This window comes from Noviherbaspirillum humi (assembly GCF_900188095.1).
Classification (GTDB): Bacteria; Pseudomonadota; Gammaproteobacteria; order Burkholderiales; family Burkholderiaceae_D; genus Noviherbaspirillum; species Noviherbaspirillum humi.
The window spans coordinates 370,333-391,613 of the sequence record NZ_FZOT01000002.1 but is presented as its reverse complement, the minus strand read 5'-3'; the positions used below and the strand labels follow the sequence as shown (position 1 = coordinate 391,613).

Here is a 21,281-nt window from a genome sequence, read left to right as displayed (position 1 = left end):
CTCCTGCCTAGGCGTCAGGGCAGCTGTTCCACCGCTTCCGGCGAGGGCGTTGCCTGCTGATGCTTCAGCACGTCGCCGATGGCGCCGAACAGCTCGTCGATCTGCGGCTTGTCGATGATCAGCGGCGGCGACAGGGCGATGATGTCGCCGGTGGTGCGGATGAGCACGTTCTTGTCCCAGAAGCACTTGAGGAACACATCCACCGCCCGCGCCGTCGGCTTGCCGGGCACGCTTTCGAGTTCGATGCCGCATACCAGGCCGAGGTTGCGCACATCCTTCACCCAGGGCAGGCCCTTCAGGCTGTGCGCGGCATCCTCGAAATAGGGTGCCATCGCCGCCGCCCGGTCGAACAGGCCTTCCTCCCGGTAGACGCCGATGGCGGCCACCGCTGCCGCGGCGGCGAGGGGATGGCCGCTGTAGGTATAGCCGTGAAAGAACTCGATGGTGTTTTCCGGCGCCGCCGCCATGAAGGCGTCGTGGATGTCCTGGCGCACGATCACCGCGCCCATCGGCACGGCAGCGTTGGTCAAGCCCTTGGCGCAGACGATCATGTCCGGCACCACGCCGAAGTAATCGGCGGCGAAGGCCGTGCCGAGGCGGCCAAAGCCGGTGATCACCTCGTCGAAGATCAGCAGGATGCCGTGGCGGTCGCAGATGGCGCGCAGCTTTTGCAGATAGCCCTTGGGCGGCAGGATGACGCCGGTGGAGCCCTGCAGCGGCTCGACGATGACGGCGGCCACCGTCGACGGATCATGCAGCGCCAGCAGGCGCTGCTCCAGTTCGTCGGCGATCTCGGCCCCATGCTCCGGCAGGCCGCGCGAGAAGGCATTGCGGGCGATGTCGAGCGGATGGCGCAGGTGATCGACGCCGGCCAGTGTCGGACCGAAGTGCTTGCGGTTGCCGGCGATGCCGCCCACCGCGATGCCGCCGAAGCCGACGCCGTGGTAGGCCCGCTCCCGTCCGATCAGCCGGGTGCGCAGGCCGTCGCCGCGGGCGCGGTGATAGGCGAGGGCGATCTTCAGCGCGCTGTCCACCGCTTCCGAGCCGTCGTTGCAGAAGAACACCCGGTTCAAGCCCTCGGGCGCGATCGACACCAGGGCGCTGGCCGCCTCGAAGGCGCGCGGATGGCCCATCTGGAACAGCGGGCCGTAATCGAGAGCGGCCGCCTGCTGCTGTATCGCCTGCACGATCTTCGGATGGCCATGGCCGGCGTTGACGCACCAGAGGCCGGCGGTGCCGTCGAGGATGCGGCGACCGTCGTCGGTGATGTAATGCATGCCCTGCGCGCCGACCAGCATGCGCGGCCGCGACTTGAACTGACGATTGGCAGTGAAGGGCATCCAGAAATGCTCGAGATTGATGTTGTCCGGCATGGCTCACCTTGCAAGATTGGCAGTCGACGGTCCATGGTAGTACGTTTGCTATCATCGCGCTCGGCGCGGCCGCAAGGCGCGCTGACCGTTGTTCGATGTCCGCTGCCGCCAACTTTGCTATCATGCGCGGCCCTGCCGCACCCATGCCGGCCGCCTTGCGGTACCGGAGAAAAGATGACGATGAATTCGAACCAGCCCGACACCCAGCAGACCACCCCCGCGCTCGCCGACACCACCGCCGCACGCGGACTGCCGCCGCGCCGGATTTCGGTGGCGCCGATGATGGACTGGACCGACAGGCATTGCCGCGTGTTTCATCGCCACATCACCCGCCATACCTGGCTGTACACCGAGATGGTCACCACCGGCGCGCTGATCCATGGCGACGTCGAGCGCCATCTCAATTTCAGCCAGGCAGAGCATCCGGTGGCGCTGCAGCTCGGCGGCAGCGAACCCGAGGACTTGGCGAAGAGCGCAAAGCTGGGCCAGCAATGGGGCTATGACGAGATCAATCTGAATTGCGGCTGCCCGTCGGAGCGGGTGCAGAAGGGCGCGTTCGGCGCCTGCCTGATGAACGAGCCGCAACTCGTGGCGGATTGCGTCAAGGCCATGCGCGATGCGGTCGACATCGACGTCACCGTCAAGCATCGCATCGGCATCGGCCGCAGCGAAACGTATGGCTTCGTGCGCGATTTCGTCGGCACGGTGGCCGAGGCCGGCTGCGCCACCTTCATCGTTCATGCGCGCAACGCGATTCTGGAGGGATTGAGCCCGAAGGAAAACCGCGAGATTCCGCCGCTCAAGCCGGAATTCGCCTACCAGCTCAAGCGCGAATTTCCGCAGCTGGAAATCATCATCAACGGCGGCATCAAGACCCTGGAAGAAATCGATGTCCACCTGCAGCAGGTGGATGGCGTCATGCTCGGCCGCGAGGCGTATCACAATCCCTGGCTGATGGCCGACTTCGATGCGCGCTACTACGGCGACGATGCCTTGCCCAAGTCGCGCCTCGACGTGCTGCAAGCCATGGCCGATTACGCACGCGAACAGCTGGCCCGCTATGGCCATGGCGCCGCAGCAGGCGGCGGCCTGCGCCTGAACAGCATCACCCGGCACATGCTGGGCCTGATGGCCGGCATGCCGGGCGCCCGCGCCTTCCGCCAGACGTTGTCCGACTCCAAGAAGCTGGCTGCCGGCGATCCCGACCTGCTGCTGCAAGCCTACACACGCACTCAGGCACGGGCCGCGTAACTTTGATCCCTGCCATGTAATTTCGCGCGCTCGATGCATGGCATCGGGCACCGGCGCTGCCATGTTCACGCTGTTGATGAATTGTCATCCAGTGGCATGGAACCTGCTAAACGACGGCTTTTCACGCCAGACAGCAGGAGGCCGACATGGCAAACCATGAGAAATCCATCCCCCCTCAGCACCAGGACCATCAACCCGGCGTCGAGGCGCAGATGACGCCGCGGCCCGACTCCACCGAGCGCGAATACAAGGCGGCCGGGAAGCTGCAAGGCAAGGTCGCGGTCATCACCGGCGGCGACAGCGGCATCGGCCGGGCGGTGGCGATCGCCTTCGCCAAGGAAGGTGCGGATGTGGTGATCAATTACCTCGACGAGCAGCAGGACGCGGACGAAACCAGGCGCCTGATCGAAGCGGAAGGGAGGAAGTGCGTCAACATGCCGGGCGACATCGGCAGCTCCGCCTTTTGCAAGCAGCTGATCGAAAAGGCGGTCTCCAGCTTCGGCAGGCTCGATATTCTCGTCAACAATGCCGCGCAGCAGTACCCGCAGCAAAGCCTCGCCGACATCAGCGACGAACAGCTGGAAAAGACCTTCCGCACGAACATTTTTTCGATGTTCTATACCGTCAGGGCAGCGCTGCCGCATCTGAAGGAAGGGGCGCGCATCATCAACACCACCTCCGTCACCGCCTATCGCGGCAGCGGGCATCTGCTCGATTATTCATCGACCAAGGGCGCGATCGTCGCCTTCACCCGCTCGCTCTCGCAACAGTTGGCGGAGAAAAAAATATTGGTGAACGCGGTGGCGCCGGGTCCGATCTGGACGCCGCTGATCCCGGCGACCTTTCCACCGGAACAGGTAGAGAAGTTCGGCAAGAGCGTGCCGCTGGGCAGGCCGGGACAGCCGGACGAAGTGGCGCCGGCCTATGTGTTCCTCGCTTCGGAGGATTCGTCCTACATGACGGGCCAGGTGCTCCATCCCAATGGCGGCGAGGTGGTGAACGCTTGATGGGCAATGATGGGAGACGCCCGGAAACGGGCGCTCAGTTCACGATCTGATATTCCTTGAGCCGGTTGTAGAGCGTCTTCAGGCTGATGCCGAGCGCATCGGCGGCAAGGCGCTTGTTGCCGCTGTAGTGCTTGAGCGTGGCGAGAATGATTTCCTTCTGCGCGTCGGCCAGCGGCGTGCCGACGAAGAAGTTGAGATAGCCCTCATGCACCGTCGGCTTCTTCGCCGCCAGCTCCGACACGCAATCCTCGATGTCGAGTTCGTCGCCGGAAAGAATGTAGGCGCGGTGCACCACGTTTTTCAATTCGCGCACATTGCCCGGCCAGGAATAGGAGCGGATCACGTCGAGCGAACTGCGGGAGAAGTTTTTCCTGGTCTGATTTTTTTCATTCAGCGACTCGAGGAACTGTTGCGCCAGCAGTTCGATGTCGGCGCCGCGCTCGCGCAGCGGGGGAATCCTGATCGGAAACACCGCCAGACGGTACATCAGGTCTTCGCGCAGGTTTCCCTGCTTCACTGCCGACTCGAGGTCGCGGTTGGTGGCGGCGATGAGCCGCACGTCGACCTTCACTTCCTGATCGCCTCCGACGCGCATGAAGGTGCCGGACTCCAGCACCCGCAACAGCTTGACCTGCATGTCGACCGGCATCTCGGTGATTTCGTCGAGAAACAGCGTGCCGCCGGAAGCATGCTCAAAGTAACCGATGTGCTGCTTGACGGCGCCGGTGAAGCTGCCGCGTTCATGGCCGAACAAGGCCGCCTCGATCAGGTGCGCTGGAATGGCGCCGCAATTGACGGCCACGAAGGTCTTGTCGTTGCGCTTGCTGATCTGGTGGATGGCCTTGGAGATCAATTCCTTGCCGGTGCCGCTTTCACCCACCAGCAATACGGTCGCATCCGTGGCGGACACACGTTCGACCTGCTGGTAAAGGCGTTCCATGATGGGCGAGGACCCATACAGGATGCCATAGCGTTTGAGTAGTTTGTCTGAAGGCATGTCAGCGGTGATCCAATCTTGCGGAGGACGGCATGCAGGTCGTGCCTCTGCAGGTTTCCCATTCTTGCATCGGGAGTCCGACCGACGCTTGCGTTAATTCAGTAAAGCACCGAATAAGTACGCCGAGAAGCCGGCATCACGCCGACCGATCGCAGATGTTCGAGTCTGTCATGTGGGCATACGAACGGAATCGGACTCTTGACGTCGGGACAGGTTCGATATGGTGTCCCCGAACGGAATCACAAGAGCAGTTCATTTATTCGCCACGGCCAGAATGGGGAACGATGCTGCGCGGAACCGGAGCGCGAGGCTTGCCGATGCGCGGCGCTCATGTTGGCTCGGTCTGGTATGAGAACACTTTGCCGAAACGCCAAGAACTTATCGCAAATGTAATGGTCAAGACTCGGACGAACGGTCGATAGAAAGGATGTGGCATGAAAGCAGTGAACAACATCACCAAAACCCTACTCGTTGCAGCAGCTCTGACCCTCACCATGGCAGGCTGCGGCCAGCGCAATGCTTCAGACCAGAGTGCCGGCGCCACCGGCGGCGGCACGCCCGGCAGCGCTTCCAGTTCATCCGGCGGTTCGGGCACCATGGGGTCTTCAGGCGCTGCAGGCGGTTCGAGCGGTTCCAGCGCGAAATAACCAACCAGTGAAAGGGCAGAGCATGAACACACTACGTCAAACTTCGAAGATTTTGCTGCTGGCAGCGGCATTGAGCATGACCATGGTCGGCTGCGGCCGCCAGGCAGGCGGTAGCTCGGATCAGGGCTCCGGCGCTTCGGGCGCAAGCTCGTCGGGCGCATCCGGCACCAAGGGTTCGGGCGCATCGTCCGGCGGCATGTCCAGCGGCAGCTCTGGTGGTACCGGCTCTTCCCGTTGATCCGATCGTCGGGAATTGCAGACGCCTTTCCGGGCGGATTTGCATCCCGGCACTGCACTGAGGAAAATCCGCGCGGCAGTGCCGTGTTCAGTACGCGGCGGCCGCGGGATTTCCTCCTGCCATTTCGAGAAGGCTCCGCGATGCGCGGTGTCTTCTCCGATCAAGCTTTTATCGGGTTTCCCGCTTCCGCGGGTGAACCTGTCTCGTCCCATGCAGTCTTTACACCGTGTGCCCCATTTTCCGATCGGGACATCGCCCTGTGCCGCCCCGCGGACGGTCCGGCGCTCTCGGGAAAATACGCAGTACGCAAAAGAAAAGCGATAAGCATTGCGAAAGCCGAATTGACGAGGTCGGGCTCTAGGCGATAATAAAAGCGGCTTCAGTATGGGAGCCGATGACGAGCAAGGCTTTTGTCTGCGTGATGGAGATCAGTTTCCGACGAACATGCATGGCGAACCAGGCGACTGCAATGGCGTTTCGCGCAAGCGCGCCGCTTCCTGCAAGAGTCTGTTTGCGCGGCCTGTTCTCCATGGCGCCGCCCAGGCCGGATCAGGCGTTGCGTTCGGATCGATGATCGCAACACGTCCTTCTCTATTTTTTACCTATAACCAAGACCTGGATACGGCAGCCGTGACGACGCCAGCCATGCCGTCCGCAACGCTTGCCGCATACCGGTAACCTGTCAACCATACACGGATAGAGATAACGACTTATGCCTCATGTGCTAATCGTCGATGACGATGTCAATACCAGGGAAGCGCTGGCCGAGATCACCGGCGCGGAAGGCTTCACGGTTGCCGTCGCCGGCAGCATCGCGGATGCCAAGGAACAGATGCAGCAACGGCGTCCGGACGTGGTGCTGATCGATCTCAAGCTGCCGGATGGCAGCGGCATGGACTTGTTCAACGACATCGAATCGCGGGCGACCACTGAAATCGTGCTCATCACCGGCCATGCCAGCGTGGAGACGGCGGTGGAGGCACTGCGCCTCGGCGCCGCCGACTACCTGACCAAGCCGATTAACTTCCGCCGCCTGAAGGGCTTGTTGTCCCGCGTGCCGCGCACCGACGATCTGAAGAAGGAGATCGGCGAACTGCGCAGCGAATTGCGCCGCCTGGGCCATTTCGGCCAGATGCTCGGCGCGGCGCCGGTGATGCAGAAGCTGTACAACCACATCAGCCGCGTCGCCCCGACCGAAGCCACGGTGCTGCTGCTCGGCGAAAGCGGCACCGGCAAGGAACTGGCCGCCAAGACCATCCACGATCTCAGCCTGCGCAGCAAGCATCCCTTCCTGCCGGTGAACTGCGGCGCCATCTCGCCGCAGCTGATCGAGAGCGAAATCTTCGGCCACGAGAAGGGCAGCTTCACCGGCGCCGACCGCCAGCACAAAGGCTATTTCGAGCGCGCCAACGGCGGCACGCTGTTTCTCGACGAGATCACCGAAATGCCGATCGAGCTGCAGGTCAAGCTGCTGCGGGTGCTGGAGTCCGGCACCTTCATGCGCATCGGCAGCAATCAGGAACTGGAAACCGATGTGCGGGTGGTCGCCGCCAGCAACCGGGATCCGGAAGCGGCCGTCGCCGAAGGCAAATTGCGCCTCGACCTGTACCACCGCCTGAACGTGTTCCCGCTGCGCATCCCGCCGCTGCGCGAGCGCCGCAATGACGTGGAATTGCTGGCCCAGCATTTCCTCGATGAACTCAACGCGGCGCATGGCGCCAGCAAAGTGTTCGCACCCGATAGCCTGTCGTCCCTGATGAACTACCACTGGCCGGGCAATGTGCGCGAGCTGCGCAATCACGTGCAGCGGGCATTCATCCTGTCCGACCAGGTGATTGATGCCGCCGCGCTGACGCCGGTCACCACCAGCCAGTCGCCGGTGGGCTTGACGCTCGCCATCCCGGTCGGCACCTCGCTGGCCGACGTCGACCGCAAGCTGATCTACGCAACCCTGGAGTTGTGCGGCGGCGTGAAGAAGCGGGCGGCCGACATCCTCGGCATCAGCCTGAAGACGCTCTACAACCGGCTCGAGGAGTATGGTCCCTACGAGGGCGTGCCGAAGAACGACGATTCCACGCTGCACAGCAGCGATTCGATGCACTGAGCGACGCGGGCGCCATGCCCGCATCATCGCCAGCCAATGAAAAAGCCGGCTGCCGCAAGGCGCCGGCTTTTCCGTTTTGCAGAAGTTGCTTTACCGGCGTGTGCGGTCGTGCGGCGCCAGCGTATCGATCACCACGATTAGCTCTTCCGGAGCCACCGGCTTGGTGACATGCATCTGGAAGCCCGCGGTGAGGGCGCGGATGCGATCCTCGCGCTGGGCGAAAGCGGTCAGCGCCAGGGCCGGCAGGCGTTGCAGCGGCGTGGCGCCATCCTGCCGCTGCCAGGACCGGATGCGGCGCAGAACGGTGTAGCCGTCTTCGCCCGGCATCGCGATGTCGCTCACCAGCACATCCGGATACTCATCTGGCGCGAGGGTCGCGAGCCAGGCCAGCACTTCCTTCGCGGTGCTGGCGGCGAACACCCGGGCGCCGGCGGAAGACAGCACGATGGTGAGTGATTCGCGCGCCTCCTCCTGGTCGTCCACCAGCAGCACCCTCAGACCGGCAAGCGAGGGCAGCGGCATCGCATTGTCGTCGATGTTGGTGGCGTGGATCGCCGGGATGTATTTCTCCGACGGCTCGCGCAACGGCAGGTACACCGAAAACTGCGTTCCGCGCGCTTCGCCCTCGCTCTCCGCAGTGATGCGGCCGCCATGCAGTTCCACCAGGCTGCGCGCCATGAACAGCCCCAGGCCGAGGCCGTTGTGGCCGCGCGTGCTGGAGGTGTCCTTCTGGCTGAAGCGGTCGAACAGGAAGGGAAGGAAATCCGGCGACACGCCGATGCCGTCGTCGCGCACGGTGATGCGGATCTCGTCGCTTGAGCAGGTGGCGGTGACCCATACATGTCCATGCTCGCGGGTGAACTTCAGCGCGTTCGACAGCAGATTGCGCAGCACCTGCTGCAGCCGGTCGGAATCGCCTTCCACCTGCTCGGTGGTGATGCCGTAGGTGCATTGCAATTCGATGTGGCGGGCGGCGGCTTGCTCCCGCATGGCGTCGACCGTCGATTGCAGCACCGGCAGCAGGGTCAGCGGCTGCTTCACCAGGCGCAACCTGCCGCTCATCATGCGGGTCACGTCGAGCAATTCCTCGATGAGCCGCACCTGTTGGCTCACGCCGGTCTTGATTCCCTGCAGCGCCCGCCCCACGAGAGGCGAACTGCTCGCATCCTTGACATAGTTTTCCAGCACGTGAGCCCAGCTCTGGATGCCGTTCAAGGGCGCGCGCAGCTCATGCGATACGACGTTGAGAAATTCGTCGCGGGCACGGGCGGCGGTCTCGGCCTGGATGCGTGCGGTGCGTTCCCTTGCGAGCGATTCATCCCTTTCCCGGGCGATGCGGGCGCGCTCGGTGACGTCATAGGCGATGCTGATCACCGATTCCACATGGCCGGCCCCATCGGCTTCCGGCACAATGCGGCCGGAGAAATAGCGCAATTCCCCCTGGATGACATGCTCGAATTCAAGCTTCTGCTCCCGCCCGCTGGCGAAGGCCGCCGCAGCTGCCTTGTCCCAGGGCGCCGCCACCGATTCAGGGAGGCCGGCTTCCGCCTTGGTGCGGCCGAGCAGCGCCGCGGCCGGCTGACCGGTCAGGCGTTCGATCGCCGGATTCGCGTAGAGATGGCGCATGCCGCCATCCATGCGCAGGATGATGTCCGGCGAATTCTCCACCAGGGTCTTGAATTCCCGCTCGCGCAGCCTCAGCCGCTCCTCCGCTGCCTGCAGTTCGCGTTCGCGTTCCCGCAGCGCCTGCTCGGCATGGCTGCGCTCGGTGACGTCGACGGCGATGGAACAGAAGCCGATCACCTTGCCATGCGCGTCCCGGTCCGGGATATAGAAGCCGGTGAGCTGGCGCGCGCCGTGCCGGGTTTCGATGCTCGCTTCGTAACGCACCTGCTCGCCGCGCAGCGCCTGCTCGATATGCGGCCGCATCTGCGCGTAAGCCATGCCGTCGAGGTCTTGCAGGCGGGCGCCGACCAATTCGGCGCGCGGGCGGCCGAACCATTTCTCGTAGGTGGCGCTGACATAACGGTAGCGGCAGGCTGCGTCGAGATAGGCAACCAGTGCCGGACTATCCTCGCAGATGCGTTGCAGCAGCGTGGAGGCGGCCTCGGTTCCGATGGGCATGATTGGCTTCTGATCCATGTCAGCGCTTTCTATCCCGTCGTGCCTCATGGCGCCTGCAGGAGCCTTGAACCGAGGATCGTTGCTGCTGGTTTTCGCAATGTTGCCGAATGCTGCCATGTATGGCTGGCTCCCTGTTTTCCCCGGCCGCAGCAGCGGCAGGGGGAAGATTCAAATTTCATTAACGATGAGTGCCGGGCAGGACGCGGCTTGCAAACCGCATTCTCTGCCCCCGTTCCATCATAGGCGCGCCCTTGCGCCCGGTACTGATGCCATGTCGAAGAAGATGCGCGCAAGGCTTGAGCCCTCTTAAGCTTGATGCCCTGCGGATGTTCGCCATGCAACGATCTCCTGACTTTTGGTAACCGTTCGCCCTGGTCGGCTGCGAGTAATCATTACATCGGCCTGAGCTTATTTACATGCAGCGGGGCCACGCAGCGCCTCATGCATCCGGCCAGCCGGCCGAGCCGGGTAATGGTTCATCGCCAGGGCAGCCATGGTTTGCCGCAGCTTGCCGCCGAGGTTCCGGTCTGCACCAAGCAGGAAGCATACCGATGAGCGGAGATGCCGGTTTCCGGTTGAGGAAGATCAGGAGAGGGGCCCGCCATGGTCCGTATATTTGTGCAAGGGCGAATGAATGCCATCGCACGAAGAACCGGCACGGGAATTGCACCTGCAGCAGGGTTTGTCGTGACAGACAGGCGCCTGAGCCTGGCGGCAACGAAGCGCTCGCGGAAAGGAGCCAGCACAGCAGCGAAACCACTTTCGACATTCCGCCATGCCGGCGGCGAACCAACAGGCAGAAGACAGGCAGCGACACGATGCGCCGGTCCCGGACCGACGATTCGCATCGATCACTGCTGCATCGAATCAACAGCTGATCGGCCCAGAAATTCCCGCACACACCCCATGCAGCGCATACGGCATTCCAGCGAAACAGGCGGCGTTCCCAGCCCGGGGAGCGCAGACGTATGCGGCATCACTCCGATTTCAATCATTGCCCGGCGGCGCGCTCGCCCGCCGCTTCATGCGTCTCGCCGCGTTGGCCGCAAGGCGTCCATGAAATCAACACGTCAACAGGCAAGGAGATAGTATGGCTTCTGCAATCATCGTCTTTTCTCACCTGCGCTGGGATTTCGTTTATCAGCGGCCGCAACATCTTCTGACGCGCCTGTCCAAGCATTTTCCGATCGTCGTGGTGGAGGAGCCGATCCTCCACGATGGCGAACCGTTCATGAAAACCTATGCGCCGGCGCCCAACATCCTGGTCTGCCAGCCGCATACCCCGGTCCGCATGCCGGGCTTCCATGACGATCAGCTGCCGCACCTGCAGAAGCTGGTGCGGCAGGCGGTGCAGGATTACGACGAGCATATCGCCTGGTTCTATACGCCGATGGCGTTGCCGCTGCTGCAGGCGCTGCGGCCGCGTCTGGTGGTGTACGACTGCATGGATGAACTTGCTGCCTTCAGGAACGCGCCCAAGCAGCTGCTGCAAAGGGAAAGCGCGGTGCTGAAGCTGGCCGATATCGTATTCACCGGCGGCCCCAGCCTGTACCGCGCCAAGCGCGACCGCCATCCGAACGTGCACTGCTTTCCGAGCAGCGTCGACGTGACCCACTTCAAGCAGGCGCTGGACCGGGCCAACTCCCATCCGGCGCATCGCAGCATCCCGGGCCCGCGCCTTGGCTTTTATGGCGTGATCGATGAGCGCTTCGACGTCGATTTGGTAGGCCAGCTAGCCGATGCGCATCCGCAGTGGCAGATCGTGCTGGTCGGCCCGGTGGTGAAGGTCGATCCTGCCATCCTGCCGCAGCGTCCCAACATCCATTATCTCGGCCCGCAGCCGTACGAAGTGCTGCCGAATTTCCTCGCCGGCTGGGATGTATGCCTGCTGCCGTTCGCCATCAACGAGTCCACCCGCTACATCAGCCCGACCAAGACGCTGGAGTACATGGCGGCGGAACTGCCCATCGTCAGCACGCCGGTGGCCGACGTGGCCGACAACTACAGCGACATCGTCGCCATTGCCGGCGATGCCCCCGCTTTCATCCGCGCCTGCGAGGCTGCCCTGCTGGCGCCGCGCCAGGAACTGCTGGAGAAGGTCGAGAAAATGCGCGCCGTGCTGGCCGCAACGTCCTGGGACGCGACGGCGACCAGGATGCGTGAACTGATGGAGCAGGCCGCAAGCCGCCGTGTCGAGCCGTCTGCCGGCGAAAATATTGACGTGAACCCGCTGCGGCGGCAGGCGGTGCTGCGGGATGCCGCACCCGCGCGGCGGCACGTCATCCTCGGCGCGGGGCCCGCCGGCCTGTCCACCGCCTTTCACCTGGGCGCAGACACCCTGCTGCTGGAAAAGCATGACCGCGTCGGCGGCTGGTGCCGCTCGATTCACGACAAGGGCTTCACTTTCGATCAGGCCGGGCATGCGATGTTCGCCAGCGATCCCTACGTGATGGAGATGTATCGCGTCCTGCTCGGGGAAAATCAGCACTGGCAGGAGCGGGAAGCCTGGATCTACAGCAAGCAGACCTACACCCGCTATCCTTTCGAGCGGGCGCTGTACGGCTTGCCGGCCAGCGTGGTGAACGAATGCATCCTGGGTGCGATCGATGCAGCCTATGGCGCCGGCGCGACGGTGGATGCGTCGGGCCGGGTGACGCCGCTGGAAAGACGCGCGCCAGCCAATTTCGAGGAATTCATCCATCAGCTGTGGGGCGTCGGCATGGCGCGGCATTTCGTCCTGCCCTATAACCGCAAGCTGTGGACGATACCGCTGTCCGAGATGGAAGTCTCCTGGCTGGGACAGCGCTCGCCGCGGCTGAACCTGGAAGAAGTGGTGAGCGGCGCCCTGCAGCCTTCCGTTCGGCAGGGCGGCGCGGCAAACTGCATCGGCTATCCCCTGCGGGGCGGCTTCCAGGCGTTGATGGAGGGCTTCCTGCCCCACATCAAGGGCGATATCGAACTGAATGCCGACGTGGTGAAGATATGTCCGGGCGAGCACGAGGTGGCGCTGGCGGACGGGCGGCGCTTCCGCTACGACAGCCTGGTCAACACCATGCCGCTGCCTGAACTGGTGAAGCGGATGGGCGACGAGGCGCCGCCCGAGGTTCGGGATGCAGCGCGCGGCTTGCGCCATGTGTCGGTGCGCAGCGTGAACCTTGGCATCGCCCGCGAGAACATCACCGACAAGCACTGGATCTACTATCCTGAAGACACGGTGTTTCACCGCATCTTCGCCCAGGGGAATGCGAGCCCCGCCTGCAATCCCCCGGGCGGCTTCGGCCTGACCTGCGAAATCACCTATTCCGGCAGCAAGCCGCTGCCGGCCGATGGCCAGGAACTGATCGCGCGCTGCATCGCCGATTGCATCCGCGTCGGCCTGCTGCGTCCGGAAGACGAGGTGCTCACTGCCCATCAGGTGGACATGCCTTATGCCTATGTGATTCACGACCATGAGCGCACGCGGCGGGTGGCGCTGATCCGGGACTGGCTGATCGAACAGGACATTCTGCTCGCCGGCCGCTTCGGCGAATGGGCGTATTACAACGCCGATCATGCCTTCCTCGCCGGCAAGCGTGCCGCGGAAGCCCTGCTCAACTGGGAAGCGCCGAAGAAGAGCGCCGGCGCAGAATAGCGCCGCGCCGGTTCCACTTCGCTTCCACTTAGGAAGACCCGGCAGGCCATGCCGGGTCTGATAGCACCTGCCGTTTCCGTTCAGGCCTGAACGCGTCGGTAGCGCGGCTTCATCGCCCGACGATGAGGCAGGGCGTCAACCTGACGCTGCGGCGCCGGCGGCCTCGGCCTGACGCGCTCGACATACTGCGCGTCGGTGTCGGCTGCCGCGCGCATGGCAGCCGGCTCGCCGGAACGGACCCGTCGCCGTACCAGGGAAAGGATGTCGTCGCGGAAGGCAGGATGGTACTGCCCGATATCCCATTTTCTGGTCATGCTGTCCACGAGCCTGCAAGCCGTTTCCAGATCCTGCTTGCTCAGTTCCGGTCCTCCCGGTTCATGGCGCATCATGTCGTCGCCCTGGCCGATGTCCCAGCGCAGCGTATTGAGTATCAGCGCGGGACCGCAGGGGATGAGCGCCGCGAGCTGCTGGCGCTGGCGGATGACGACGTGGGCGATGCCCACCTTGCCGGTGCGGTTCAGGGTTTCATGCAAGAGATGATAGTCCCGCTCCTCCCCTGGCGCGGGCGTTAGGTAAAACGGCGCTTCGAACTGGCTGAGCGGAATGTCGTCTGCTGCGACGAAGGCGAAGATATCCACCGAATGGCAGGCTCCCCATTTTTCGCTGGACACGATCACTTGGTGTCTCTCCTTTTTGTTCTTCAGACGCACCGCAGCGATTTCCGGCGCGTCTACTCCTGTTGAGGTCTTGCCGAACCTGGCTGTGGAACGTGAAGCGCCATCCCGCGTCGTGCGCGAATTGGCGCTGTCCCGCATGCGTATCAATGCAGATTGCGACGGGCCGGCTTGTCGGCCATGTCGTCATCCATGCCGGCGGCGCCCCGGTCCAGACCGAGTTCCTCGCGCAGCTCCTGCTTGCGCTGCTGGATCTGTTCCGCCAGGCCGGCGAGGTCAAGCTTCGCGCGCTTCACCTTCGGAAACATTTCCTTCTCTTCCTCTTCGACGTGGTGCTGCACGTATTCGCCCAGCACCGAGAACTTTGCCTTGTACAGGTCATCGCCCGGCCGCATGGCGGCAAGTTCGGTGATGAGCTGCTTGGCCGAAGCATGCTCGACTTCGGCTTCGTCCAGAAGGTCTCCTTCCTTCAGGGCTGCACGGGCCGCCGGATAGAAGATTTCCTCTTCCACCTGGGCGTGAATGGTGAGCTCGGCGCAGGCGGTTTCCACCAGCTTCTGCATCTCTGCGACCTTGTCGTCCTTCTTCTTCAGCTTCTCGAACTGGTCGAACATCTTCTTGACCTTGGCATGGTCTTCCTTCAGCAGAAGCAGCGCGTCCTTGGCGGCCGATGCAGTCTTGCGCGGCGCGGCGCGCTTGGCCGGTGCCTTCTTCGCTGCGGCCTTGAGTGGCGCCTTGGCAGGCGCACGGGTAGTGGTCTTGGTAGCGGCATTGCGAGGCATGCGTTTCTCCTTGGCTTATCGGTTTTCCGGGTTGATCCAGAGGCAAGCTTCGCAAGCTCCATGCCAACGATGCCTTTTCAGAAGCGCCTTGGCGAGCCCGCTTCGCGGCGGCGTTCTTTTTGAAACTTCCCTTGAAACACAAGCCGTTGAAGCAGCCATCGCATTCAATCGCGAACTCAGTTCGCCGCATAGTTCCCGCAGTCATTGCGAAATGAAAATCCATTTTTCAAGAGCACGGTAAAACTTACAGCGAAGCGAGCGATTTCGAAAGCGCGTTCTTTCCTTGCCGCCCTCTGATAGCCAAGCGTGCCAAAGTGGCATGCAATCTGCATTCGTTACGTGCAAGGCGATTCCTGGCAGGCGAAAAAGTTTGCCTCGATGAATCGGTTCACATCCACGAAGGAGATTAATCATGATTGACCTCAAGATCAAAACCGGCCTCGCGGGAATGTGCCTGCTGGCTCTCACCGCTTGCGGCTCTACCGGCGGCAACATGATGGGCGGCAGCCCCATGGGCAGTAGCAGCATGGGCAGCGGTTCCATGCCGATGAGTACCAGCAGTGCATCAGGCACGGGCGTCGTTCAATCGGTGGAAGTGGTTCCGCGCGACAATCCCGGCATCGGCCTCGGCACGGTGGCTGGCGCGGTCGTCGGCGGCCTGCTCGGCAATCAGGTAGGCAGCGGCAACGGCCGTACCGCGGCAACGGTGGCCGGCGCAGCCGGCGGCGCCTATGCCGGCAACCAGATGCAGCGCAATAGCCGCGCCGCGGGGGGCGAAACCTATCGAGTGACCGTGCGCATGGATAACGGCGCGGTGCAGACGCTGGCTCAGGACAACGCCGGCATGCTGCAGGTGGGCGAGCGGGTGCGCGTCGCCAACGGCCAGGTCGTCGAGCGCTTCCGCTAGCCTGGCTCGGCCCGGCCGGACAGCGTCGCAGCGCCGGTCGGGCGGCCATTCACCATGCGCTCTGGCGCATGATCGCTTGCGCGGCTTGGCCGACATGGCCAATGACTGAACCGGCCCATCGGTGATCCGCCGAGCGCATCGCCGGGCCGCCATGCCAACAGAAAAGACTGCAAGCGAAGGGAGAAGAACTCGATGGCAAACGAGGTGCATTACACCGGCCGTCAAATCGATGCGCTCGACCATACCGGAAATGCCATACGACGTCCTCTTTTGCCGGCGATACGGTGGGGCGCGGTGCTGGCCGGCGTTGCCGTCGGCATCTCCGTGCAGCTGGCGCTGACGCTGCTCGGCATTGCCGCCGGCCTGTCCAGCCTCGAGCCCGCCGAAGGCAATGGTGGGCCGGGCGTGGGCTCGCTGCTATGGGCCGGCCTGACCATGCTGGTGTCCGCCTTCGTCGGGGGATATGTGGCAGCCCGGATGTCGGGCCTCAAGCGGAAATCGGACGGCGTGCTGCATGGCGCCGTATCCTGGGCGGTGACCACCATCCTGTTCGCCGTGATGGCGACCTCCATTGGCAGCAGCATGCTGAGCGGTGTCTTCAGCAACATGGGGCAGATGGCGCGCGGCGCGCTGACCGTGCCCGACTCGCCCCTGGCCGCCATGCTGCATAGCCAGGCCGGAAGACTCGATGCCGCTGCAATGGCCGATCTGCAGCGTGCCATCCGCAGCGGCGATCGCGAAGCGGCGGTGCAGCGGCTGACGCTTGCCGGGGTGCCGCAGGAGCGGGCCGGCATCATTGCCGACCAGGCTTTGATCATATCGGGATTGCCTGCGAATGCCTCCGCCGGCGGCAGAGCCAACGCCGATAATGCTGTCAGGACAGTCGGCGCGACCGCCTGGATCGTTTTCGGTGCGGTGGCACTGGCTCTGGTCCTCGGCATCAGCGGCGGTGCGCTCGGCGCCGCCGGCTCGCGCCGGGTCAGCTGGGCCGCGGAAAGGGCGGGCCGGCCATCCTGAACCAGCACAGGGAGGCTCATGCTTCATTCACACACCGGCAGCCTGACGGGATCGCCCATGGCTGCCACTGCGCGCCGGCTGACGCGGGTGCATGCAACGCAGTCCGGCGTGGCGCGCATGATGGAAGGCTGCAGCGTTGCCATGCGCGATGGCACCGTGCTGGGAAGCGTGCTGCACATGATGATCGACGCACGCACTCAGCAGCTGCGCTACGTGGTGCTGGCATGCAATGCGGGCGGCGAACTCGCCATCCCGTGGAAGTCGCTGTATTTCGATTCGGCCGCATCCCGTCTCGTATGCTGGGCCTGGTGACTTCCCGATCGTTTCCTGCGCCGCCGCTATAGCAGGGCACTTCGAAAGCGCAGCGCGCCGACGATGCGCCAGAATACCGCGACCGGCGGCATCAGCAGCGATGTCAGTATGACCCGCCCGGAATCGCGGTGCGCCGCCGACTGCGCGGCAATGCGGCGCAGACACAGCCGCGTCGTCATGATGGTCCACACCGTGGCGCTCATGGCCATCGCATCATACGCATGCAGCCACAGGCTGGCTGCGAACACGCCGAGCATGGCCACGATCAGGTAGAAATGCCAGGGCACGCTGGCGCCCAGCTTCTGCCGGAAAAAATCCGGATGCTTCTTGAAGAGCAGCGCGTCGTATTGCATCTTGCGCAGATCGGCCAGTTCGCTCGAGATGGCCCGGTTGAGCGGCGTGCGGCTGATCAGCGCTTGCGGCGCCTGCGCCACCCGGGCTTCGCTCTGCAGCAGGCGGAAGTAGAAGTCCGCGCTCTCGCGCCAGCCTAGCGAGAAGCGCTCGTCGAAGCCGTCGATCTCATTCAACACATGTCTGCGGCAGAAGAAATTGGATGGGATGACATCGCCCGCTTCGCCGTCGCCGTCGCCGCGCGGCTCGGGCTCATGGCGCGCGGTGGCCAGGCGTCCCCAGGCGGCCTGCACGTTTCCGCGAAAGGCCTGCAGCCCATGGGCCAGCCAGTCCGAGCGCGCCACCGCATCTTCATCGATGAATGCCACGATGGCGCCGCGCGCCACGCGCCAGCCGCGGTTGCGGGCAGCAGCCAGGCCTTCATGCGCCGGCGACGGCAGCGAGATGATGTGCGGGCCGGTCAGCGCGGTATGGACTCGCCAGCGCTCTATCACTTCCCGGGTGGCTTCGTCGGCCCGCATGTCGACCACGATCACTTCGAAGCGCGGGCAATCGAATTCCTGCAGGGCCAGGCTGGCCAGGCAGCGGTTCAGCATTTCGGGCGACGCCATCGCCGGGACGATGACCGAAGCCAGAAGCTCCGGCATGCCGCCGTGATCAAGCCGGGCGCTTCCGGCATGCATCGCAGCCAAGTCGCCGTTCATGCGGCGCGACCCATGCCAAGCAGCCACGCCCAGCAATTGCTCTTCGTTGACGATGAAAGGACGGCGGCGGCTTCGGGAGAAAGTAAGGACTTTAGACATGACCCATATCCTGCGTGAATTCCGGTGCAATGCCGCGGCGTTCGACATCCATGCCGCGCGGCCGATGGCAGGCGAGATGCAAGTCCTGTTCCACCGCAAATGGGTTTCAGGCCGGAAAGCCGAGGTCGGCCACAAGGCCGATGAGCACTTGCCGGAGCAAGCGGAAAGCACGCTGCGAGCAGACGCCGCGCTGCGGTGTTCGTTGAGCGCCCATCGCGGATATAGCTCTGTAAGACTTACATGGAAGGAGCGGGCGGTAACGCGCGCATGCGCGTAAAAGGCAATGGTATGGAACTTGCAAAAATGCTTCGCCCGTCTTGCATGCGGCAATCATGCGTGTGGCGTGACACAGCACTTTTTCCGAGGAGACCATCATGGCCAGGATCGCCCAGACTATCGACGTCAATGCATCTCCGGATATCGCCTACCGCGAGCTGACGCGCTTCGAGGAGTATCCGCAGTTCATCAGCGACGTGATCGAGGTGCGCCGCGAAGACGAGCGGCATCTGCACTGGCGGGCAACGCTGGCCGGCCATGATGTCAGCTGGGAAATGGAGATCACGGACAGCCGGCCGGGGCAGGGCTTCGCCTGGCGCGGATTGCGCTTCCCGCACGAAGGCCGGGTGGATGTCACGCCGAGCGGCAATGGCGCCCGCATCGCCGTCTCCATCGACGGCGATTTCAGCCTGCCCCAGGACAACGCAGGCGCCATTCTGAGCCAGCGCCTGCAGCAGGACCTGGTCCGCTTCAAGCGCCACCTGGAAAGCCGGCATGGTGCGCGGGCAGCACATGCCGCCGCTTCGGCCTCCGCTTCCAGCGCCGCGGCTTCTTCTTCGTCCTATGCGGCCGGCAGCGAGGGCGGGGACGGCAACGAGGATCCGGGCATGGCGGTGGTGTCATCCACGCCCGACAATGCCGGTCAGCTCGGCCGCGGCAGCCAGCCGCAGAGCACCGGGCTGCAGCCGGGGAATGCGGAGCAGGGCCAGGCTGCCGGTGCCGCTACCCAGTCTTCGTCCTCGCTGTCGCGCATGGATGCGCTCGCCGGCATACCGAAGGATGAAAGCGGCTTCCGCGTCGCCGAGGAAGTCAGTCTGGACCAGCAGTCGCCGCAGGCGCGGCGCGTGGGCCAGATGCCGGAAGCGCCGGTGGGCGCACCGGTGTCCGGCGGCGCCAGCCCGGCCGACGCGATGGCGCAGTCCATGCGCGGCGGCGCTGAAAGCCAAGGCGCGGCGGCACGACCGCAGGACCCGGCTGCGGGAACCGGGGCGGAGAAGGAGTCGTCACAGTCGACCCATTCTGCGCATTCGGCGCATGCCGGTTCGGGCCGCCAGCAGTCAAGCCATGCGAGCGAGCCTTCGTGGCTGCCGAACCTCATGCAGGCGATCGAGGAACCGATGGCCGCGATGCGCAAGATGTCCGGCGAGGTGGACCAGCTGTTCGAGCGCTTCGTCGGCCGGCCGATGTTCGGCGGCCGCGCCGCCCAGCCTGCCGGCGCGGCGCCGGACCCGCAAGGCGCCGAGCGCGGCGAGGCACGCAGCGAATGGATGCCGGTCGTGGAAGTCAGCCGACAGGGCGACAAGGTAGTGGTGTGCGCCGAACTGCCGGGCGTGCAGCGCAAGGATGTGCACGTCGAGGTGCAGCACGACGCGCTCATCATCGAGGGCGAGCGGCATGACGAGGCCCAGGGCGTGCGCGGCGACAGGCTGCATTCGGAACGATCCTATGGCCATTTCTATCGAATGATCTCGCTGCCGCGCGGCATCGATCCGGATGCCGCGTCGGCCGCCATGCATGACGGCGTGCTGCAGGTGACGCTGCCGATCCGTTCGGCGCCGACCCAGGGGCGACGCCTCGACATCGGCGGCTGAGGGCATGACAACCACGAAACACGAAAGGGAGGGACATGCTTACTGATGTCATCGGCTGGATCAGCTCGGCCATACTGGTGCTGACCATTTCTCGGCAGGTCTATTCGCAATGGCGCAGCCGTACGGTGCAGGGCGTATCGCGCTGGCTCTTCATCGGGCAGCTGGCGGCATCCACCGGATTCACCATCTACAGCTACCTCGTTGAAAATTGGGTGTTCGTGTTTTCCAATTTTTTCATTCTGCTCACTGCCGTGGCCGGGCAATTGGTCTACATGCGCAACAAGCGCCTCGATGAGCGCCGAGGGGCGCAGCGGCAGGCGCGCGCCGCCTGATTCATCGTGCGGGAACGGTGTTTGCATTCATGTCGGATTACCGGCAACGCTCCATCACTCCGAAGCGCATGACATCATGAATACCCGCTCCCTTCTTCGCATTGGTTCACGCGGCATGGCCCTGGCTGCCGTGCCGCTTCTTCTGCTGGGCGGCTGCGGCCGCCATTCCGATCTTCCGGGACCGGGATACACGCCCAGACCGACGACATCGGTTGCCCGCCATGTGAAGACGGCGCAGATGGACATGGCTGCGCGTCCCGCGCCGCCGGCGCCTGGCGCCATGTAATTGCTGTCGCGCGCAACAGCCTGAAAAGGGAGCGAAACGCTTCCCATGAACTTGCCACAAGGCCAGTGGCATGGCGCTTGCGTTAACCGCGTGCATCCCTTATCCCTTTTTCAGGATTTTTGTCCATGAGCCAACTTCAATGTCCTCGAAGCGGACGGGCCAAGCGAGGGAGCGACCAAGAATGCACCTCCCGACTTCCCGCCGGCCAGCAGGTCGATCCTGCATGGCGGCTGCGCTTGCGCGGCGACAGGTACTGGTTTCGTCGCGCGCGCCGGGCGCTGTGCACCCGTCACGGCGCCATCGCTTCCATGCCTCATCGGCCACGTACTCTGGCACGGCGGCCCAACTGCCGGCATTTCGCCGCCATCCGGTTCTGGTAACGGCATGCCGGCGCGCGACGGCGCGATGGCACGTGAGAAGATCATCGATTCGCGGGAGCGCGTCGGCCGTTCCCGGCATGCACGCGAACGCATGGAGTTGACGGGGAAAAGGAGGTTTCCGGTGCGCCCGGTCCATCGGGCGACCGGGCCATGGCATGAGGGCGGAAAAGGTAATGCGGGAGGACGCCGGCCAGGCG

At 64.0% G+C, this 21,281-nt stretch carries 20 protein-coding genes; 13 read left to right on the top strand and 7 right to left on the bottom strand.

Annotation, left to right across the window (positions count from 1 at the left end):
- Positions 1 to 14 precede the first annotated feature (14 nt).
- Entirely contained in the window at positions 15 to 1,373 is a 1,359-nt protein-coding gene (gene aptA, locus CHB88_RS05110; RefSeq protein ID WP_089398205.1) for an omega-aminotransferase AptA, read from the bottom strand.
- A gap of 180 nt (positions 1,374 to 1,553) precedes the next feature.
- On the opposite strand from aptA, the gene dusA reads away from it, so the two are divergent.
- The gene (gene dusA, locus CHB88_RS05105) at positions 1,554 to 2,624 is read left to right on the top strand and encodes a tRNA dihydrouridine(20/20a) synthase DusA (RefSeq protein ID WP_089398499.1); all 1,071 of its coding nucleotides are present in this window, start codon (positions 1,554 to 1,556) and stop codon (positions 2,622 to 2,624) included.
- 146 nt (positions 2,625 to 2,770) lie between these two features.
- The gene (locus CHB88_RS05100; protein ID WP_089398204.1) at positions 2,771 to 3,631 is read left to right on the top strand and encodes an SDR family oxidoreductase; all 861 of its coding nucleotides are present in this window, start codon (positions 2,771 to 2,773) and stop codon (positions 3,629 to 3,631) included.
- A 34-nt stretch (positions 3,632 to 3,665) separates the two neighbouring features.
- Here the strand turns inward: CHB88_RS05100 and CHB88_RS05095 are convergent, their stop codons facing one another.
- Positions 3,666 to 4,628 (bottom strand): sigma-54 interaction domain-containing protein, encoded by a 963-nt coding sequence (locus CHB88_RS05095; protein ID WP_089398203.1) that lies wholly within the window; start codon positions 4,626 to 4,628, stop codon positions 3,666 to 3,668.
- A gap of 434 nt (positions 4,629 to 5,062) precedes the next feature.
- On the opposite strand from CHB88_RS05095, the gene CHB88_RS24195 reads away from it, so the two are divergent.
- A complete protein-coding gene (locus CHB88_RS24195; RefSeq protein WP_143131132.1) occupies positions 5,063 to 5,275 on the top strand; it encodes a hypothetical protein in 213 nt (70 codons plus the stop codon).
- A gap of 120 nt (positions 5,276 to 5,395) precedes the next feature.
- Here CHB88_RS24195 and CHB88_RS24190 read toward each other — a convergent pair whose 3' ends face one another.
- The gene (locus CHB88_RS24190) at positions 5,396 to 5,677 is read right to left on the bottom strand and encodes a hypothetical protein (protein ID WP_143131131.1); all 282 of its coding nucleotides are present in this window, start codon (positions 5,675 to 5,677) and stop codon (positions 5,396 to 5,398) included.
- A gap of 220 nt (positions 5,678 to 5,897) precedes the next feature.
- Between CHB88_RS24190 and CHB88_RS24185 the strand changes: the two genes are divergently transcribed.
- Together CHB88_RS24185 and CHB88_RS05090 are read left to right on the top strand one after the other, a co-directional pair.
- Entirely contained in the window at positions 5,898 to 6,191 is a 294-nt protein-coding gene (locus CHB88_RS24185) for a hypothetical protein (protein WP_143131130.1), read from the top strand.
- Between the two features lie 34 nt (positions 6,192 to 6,225).
- Entirely contained in the window at positions 6,226 to 7,617 is a 1,392-nt protein-coding gene (locus CHB88_RS05090) for a sigma-54-dependent transcriptional regulator (RefSeq protein ID WP_089398202.1), read from the top strand.
- Between the two features lie 90 nt (positions 7,618 to 7,707).
- Here the strand turns inward: CHB88_RS05090 and CHB88_RS05085 are convergent, their stop codons facing one another.
- Positions 7,708 to 9,741 carry a PAS domain-containing hybrid sensor histidine kinase/response regulator gene (locus tag CHB88_RS05085; protein WP_176442323.1) on the bottom strand — a complete coding sequence of 678 codons (2,034 nt, stop codon included), beginning with the start codon at positions 9,739 to 9,741 and terminating at the stop codon, positions 7,708 to 7,710.
- 1,090 nt (positions 9,742 to 10,831) lie between these two features.
- Here CHB88_RS05085 and CHB88_RS05080 point away from each other — a divergent pair.
- Positions 10,832 to 13,372, top strand: coding sequence for an FAD-dependent oxidoreductase (locus tag CHB88_RS05080; RefSeq protein WP_089398200.1), 2,541 nt, complete (start codon positions 10,832 to 10,834; stop codon positions 13,370 to 13,372).
- Positions 13,373 to 13,452: 80 nt separating this feature from the next.
- On the opposite strand, the gene CHB88_RS05075 is transcribed toward CHB88_RS05080, so the two are convergent.
- Both CHB88_RS05075 and CHB88_RS05070 read right to left on the bottom strand, forming a co-directional pair.
- Positions 13,453 to 14,187 (bottom strand): Ku protein, encoded by a 735-nt coding sequence (locus CHB88_RS05075; RefSeq protein WP_089398199.1) that lies wholly within the window; start codon positions 14,185 to 14,187, stop codon positions 13,453 to 13,455.
- Between the two features lie 5 nt (positions 14,188 to 14,192).
- Complete coding sequence (locus CHB88_RS05070) at positions 14,193 to 14,828, bottom strand: hemerythrin domain-containing protein (RefSeq protein WP_089398198.1); 636 nt, start codon at positions 14,826 to 14,828, stop codon at positions 14,193 to 14,195.
- A 412-nt stretch (positions 14,829 to 15,240) separates the two neighbouring features.
- Between CHB88_RS05070 and CHB88_RS05065 the strand changes: the two genes are divergently transcribed.
- From CHB88_RS05065 to CHB88_RS05055, 3 genes are all read left to right on the top strand, one after another.
- On the top strand, positions 15,241 to 15,735 hold the full coding sequence (locus CHB88_RS05065; protein ID WP_089398197.1) for an outer membrane lipoprotein: 495 nt from the start codon (positions 15,241 to 15,243) through the stop codon (positions 15,733 to 15,735).
- A gap of 192 nt (positions 15,736 to 15,927) precedes the next feature.
- Positions 15,928 to 16,752 carry a hypothetical protein gene (locus CHB88_RS05060; RefSeq protein WP_089398196.1) on the top strand — a complete coding sequence of 275 codons (825 nt, stop codon included), beginning with the start codon at positions 15,928 to 15,930 and terminating at the stop codon, positions 16,750 to 16,752.
- Positions 16,753 to 16,770: 18 nt separating this feature from the next.
- Positions 16,771 to 17,064, top strand: coding sequence for a PRC-barrel domain-containing protein (locus CHB88_RS05055; RefSeq protein WP_089398195.1), 294 nt, complete (start codon positions 16,771 to 16,773; stop codon positions 17,062 to 17,064).
- Positions 17,065 to 17,090: 26 nt separating this feature from the next.
- On the opposite strand, the gene CHB88_RS05050 is transcribed toward CHB88_RS05055, so the two are convergent.
- Entirely contained in the window at positions 17,091 to 18,218 is a 1,128-nt protein-coding gene (locus CHB88_RS05050) for a glycosyltransferase family 2 protein (protein ID WP_176442322.1), read from the bottom strand.
- Between CHB88_RS05050 and CHB88_RS25060 the strand changes: the two genes are divergently transcribed.
- The 4 genes from CHB88_RS25060 to CHB88_RS24180 all read left to right on the top strand — a co-directional run bounded on the left by CHB88_RS25060 (position 18,217) and on the right by CHB88_RS24180 (position 20,704).
- A complete protein-coding gene (locus tag CHB88_RS25060) occupies positions 18,217 to 18,495 on the top strand; it encodes a hypothetical protein (protein ID WP_176442321.1) in 279 nt (92 codons plus the stop codon). The two genes, CHB88_RS05050 and CHB88_RS25060, sit on opposite strands and share 2 nt — an antisense overlap.
- A gap of 97 nt (positions 18,496 to 18,592) precedes the next feature.
- Positions 18,593 to 20,086 (top strand): Hsp20 family protein, encoded by a 1,494-nt coding sequence (locus tag CHB88_RS05045; protein WP_089398193.1) that lies wholly within the window; start codon positions 18,593 to 18,595, stop codon positions 20,084 to 20,086.
- A gap of 35 nt (positions 20,087 to 20,121) precedes the next feature.
- Positions 20,122 to 20,418, top strand: coding sequence for a hypothetical protein (locus tag CHB88_RS05040; protein ID WP_089398192.1), 297 nt, complete (start codon positions 20,122 to 20,124; stop codon positions 20,416 to 20,418).
- A gap of 76 nt (positions 20,419 to 20,494) precedes the next feature.
- Positions 20,495 to 20,704 (top strand): hypothetical protein, encoded by a 210-nt coding sequence (locus tag CHB88_RS24180; RefSeq protein WP_143131129.1) that lies wholly within the window; start codon positions 20,495 to 20,497, stop codon positions 20,702 to 20,704.
- Positions 20,705 to 21,281: the final 577 nt, after the last annotated feature.